A 2,728-nucleotide genomic window follows, 5' to 3' on the forward strand; every position below is an offset into this window, starting at 1 on the left:
TATTTTCTATCTGTTTTTCTTTAATGGATTATTCACTTATTAAATAAAGAAAATCTCACTAATTATCAAGAGTTAAATTAATATAATAATTCAAACTCGTACCCTTGATTTTTGACGTCTTTTATAACTGAATCCAGTATTTCAGTATTAGTTTTAGATACTGCATGAATAAGTAATATTGCTCCATTATGGAGTCCATTTAGAATTATTTTCTTTGCTTCTATTGGGTTAGGTTGATTATTAGGGTCCCAATCAGCGTAAGCAAAACTCCAAAATATAGACTTATATCCTAAATTTTTAGTCATAGCTAAAGACTTTTGGGAATATTCCCCCATAGGTGGTCTAAAATATGGTGGAATATCCTTACCAGTAATGTCTTTAAATTTATTTTCAACATCCTTAATTTCTTCGATAAATTTTTTTTCATCATCAGCTAAGGAGGGCATGGATAAATGACTACTTGTATGATTTCCTACCCTATGGCCTTCATCTACCATCCTTTTAATGATTTTAGGATTCTCATTTAAATAAGGAAGTGTAGCAAAAAACGTTGCCTTTACATCATTAACTTTAAGAATATCTAATATTTGAGAAGTATATCCATTTTCGTAACCTACATCAAAAGTTAAATGCAATACTTTTCTATCTGTATCCATAACATAATGAGCATCATATTCATGTAAGTCATAATTTAAATTGTCATTTATTCCAGGTGTTGTATGATCTTTATTTGGATTAAACCACCAAGCTGTTTTTTCATTATCTAAAGATGAGGTATTAATTATTTTATTTAAAGAATCCTTTTTCTCATTAGCAGTAGTAGTTTCTTGATTAATTTCTTCCTCAGTTGTATAATCACTTTTTATTGATGCATTTTCACTTATTTCATACTCAAGTATTCCAATAAATACTATAATTAATAGAGCTATTAAAATTATTATGTTTACCTTCTTATTCATTTCATCACCTACCATTTCTTTATAAATTTATAAACACATAACAAAACAGAGACTTATATAATATAAAAGTTTAAGAAATATACTCTAGAATTCCATCAGCGATGGCTTTTGCACACTTAGCTTGTCCCTGTGTTGACAAGAGAAATTCAGTATCAGAGTCATTAGTTAAGTATCCTAGCTCAACTAATGTGGAAACAGCATTATTTAGTCTAATTACCTTAATTTCACTGTCAGACTCATATTTTATTCTTCTATCTGTAGTATAGTTAACACTTGCTAATTTATTTTGAATATTCTTTGCTAAGGATTCCCCTTCACTACTTGGAAATCTACACCAGCTTTCTACACCTTTAACACTTGAATCTTCAAAGGAATTACAATGTATAGATACAAATACATCGGCATTTTTTGAATTTGATATATCTATACGTTTAAGAAGATCATCACTTTCATTACTGGGCCATGGAACTTCATCACTGGTTCTTGTGTAAACAACATTTATCTGATTTTCCTCTAATATTTTACCGATTTCAAGGGCTACCTTTATTGTAATATCTTTTTCATATATACTAGAGTCTGTCATAGTTCCAACGTCATAGCCTCCATGACCAGCATCAATACAAACTATAGGTCTATCAGGATACTTTAGGACTTCTTGTGTTTTAGTGTCTTTACTTCCGACTAATGTGATAGCATCACTTTTGAAGATGTTTAACTGTTTAATTCCAATGACAACAAAAACTATTAGGATAATACCTATGACTTTAAAATTACGTTTCTTTCTATTTTTTTTATATTTACTACTATTAACTTTATATGTATATTCACTTTTCACATTTTTTTCTCCCATAAATACACCTCTAATCAATCTTTATTTTAAATATTCCTCTAGACAAATTCCTCTTTCAGTAATTTCTTTTGCTGTTTCTTTTCCTACATATCTATAATGCCAAGGTTCATACTCTATTCCAGTAATATTAGTTTTATCAGAGGGATATCTTAATATAAATCCATATTTATAAGAGTTTTCTATTAACCACTTTTGCTCCGGTGTATTTTCCTGTTCCTTATTTAGTAACTGATAACTAGATGAAACAATATCTAATGCAAGTCCAGTTTGGTGTTCACTTGTTCCTGGTATTGCTACCCATTGAGCAGCCTTCTTTTTAGCTTCTTCTTGAGAATAATTTTGTCCCATATATTTACTAACCTCTTGATTAAATATCTGTTGTTGAAAATCCATAGTTCTATAAGAAGAGCAAATCATAGGAGCTAAGCCTTCCTTACGTGCATCATCCATCATATTTTGTAAGTCATTATATGCACGACTATCAATCTGGTGGCCATTGCTAAGTTGTGCCAAATCTACACTAAAGTCTTCTGGTAAAGCTGTTGAGGGATTTGCTAAAATTAAGTTCCAACTTTTTTTATCTTGTGAAGATAGATTGTTTTTTTCTTTTAAATTTTCTTGATTAGATAAATTGGATTGAGTTTTATTTCCGAGTGCTAACATACTAGCGGATTCCCGTACTTTAGTAACAGCATTTTTTGAAATTTTGAAAACCAATGTAGAAAATGTGAAAAAAACTATGCAATATATTAAAATTAAATTTCTTTTTCTCTTTCTCTTTCTTGATACTCTTTTATCTTTAGATGTTTTATTCATGTAAATCACTCCTTCTATGAATCTATAATATAAAAGGAATGTTTAAAAACTATATCATTTTTCCATCAAAGTTGCATACTTTGTAAAAAAACTATAATCATGA

At 29.1% G+C, this 2,728-nt stretch carries 3 protein-coding genes; all 3 read right to left on the reverse strand.

All coding sequences use genetic code 11. The annotated features are described in order from the left end of the window. Positions 1 to 77: 77 nt before the first annotated feature. The 3 genes from pdaA to B3Z56_RS11785 all read right to left on the reverse strand — a co-directional run bounded on the left by pdaA (position 78) and on the right by B3Z56_RS11785 (position 2,625). The gene (pdaA, locus tag B3Z56_RS11775; RefSeq protein ID WP_346876212.1) at positions 78 to 959 is read right to left on the reverse strand and encodes a delta-lactam-biosynthetic de-N-acetylase; all 882 of its coding nucleotides are present in this window, start codon (positions 957 to 959) and stop codon (positions 78 to 80) included. 70 nt (positions 960 to 1,029) lie between these two features. Next, the gene (locus B3Z56_RS11780; protein WP_346878824.1) at positions 1,030 to 1,809 is read right to left on the reverse strand and encodes an N-acetylmuramoyl-L-alanine amidase; all 780 of its coding nucleotides are present in this window, start codon (positions 1,807 to 1,809) and stop codon (positions 1,030 to 1,032) included. A gap of 21 nt (positions 1,810 to 1,830) precedes the next feature. Then, entirely contained in the window at positions 1,831 to 2,625 is a 795-nt protein-coding gene (locus tag B3Z56_RS11785; RefSeq protein ID WP_346878825.1) for a M15 family metallopeptidase, read from the reverse strand. Positions 2,626 to 2,728 lie beyond the last annotated feature (103 nt).

The sequence above is a fragment of the Clostridium sp. UBA7791 genome (genome assembly GCF_002480755.1).
Lineage (GTDB): Bacteria > Bacillota > Clostridia > Clostridiales > Clostridiaceae > Clostridium_J > Clostridium_J sulfidigenes.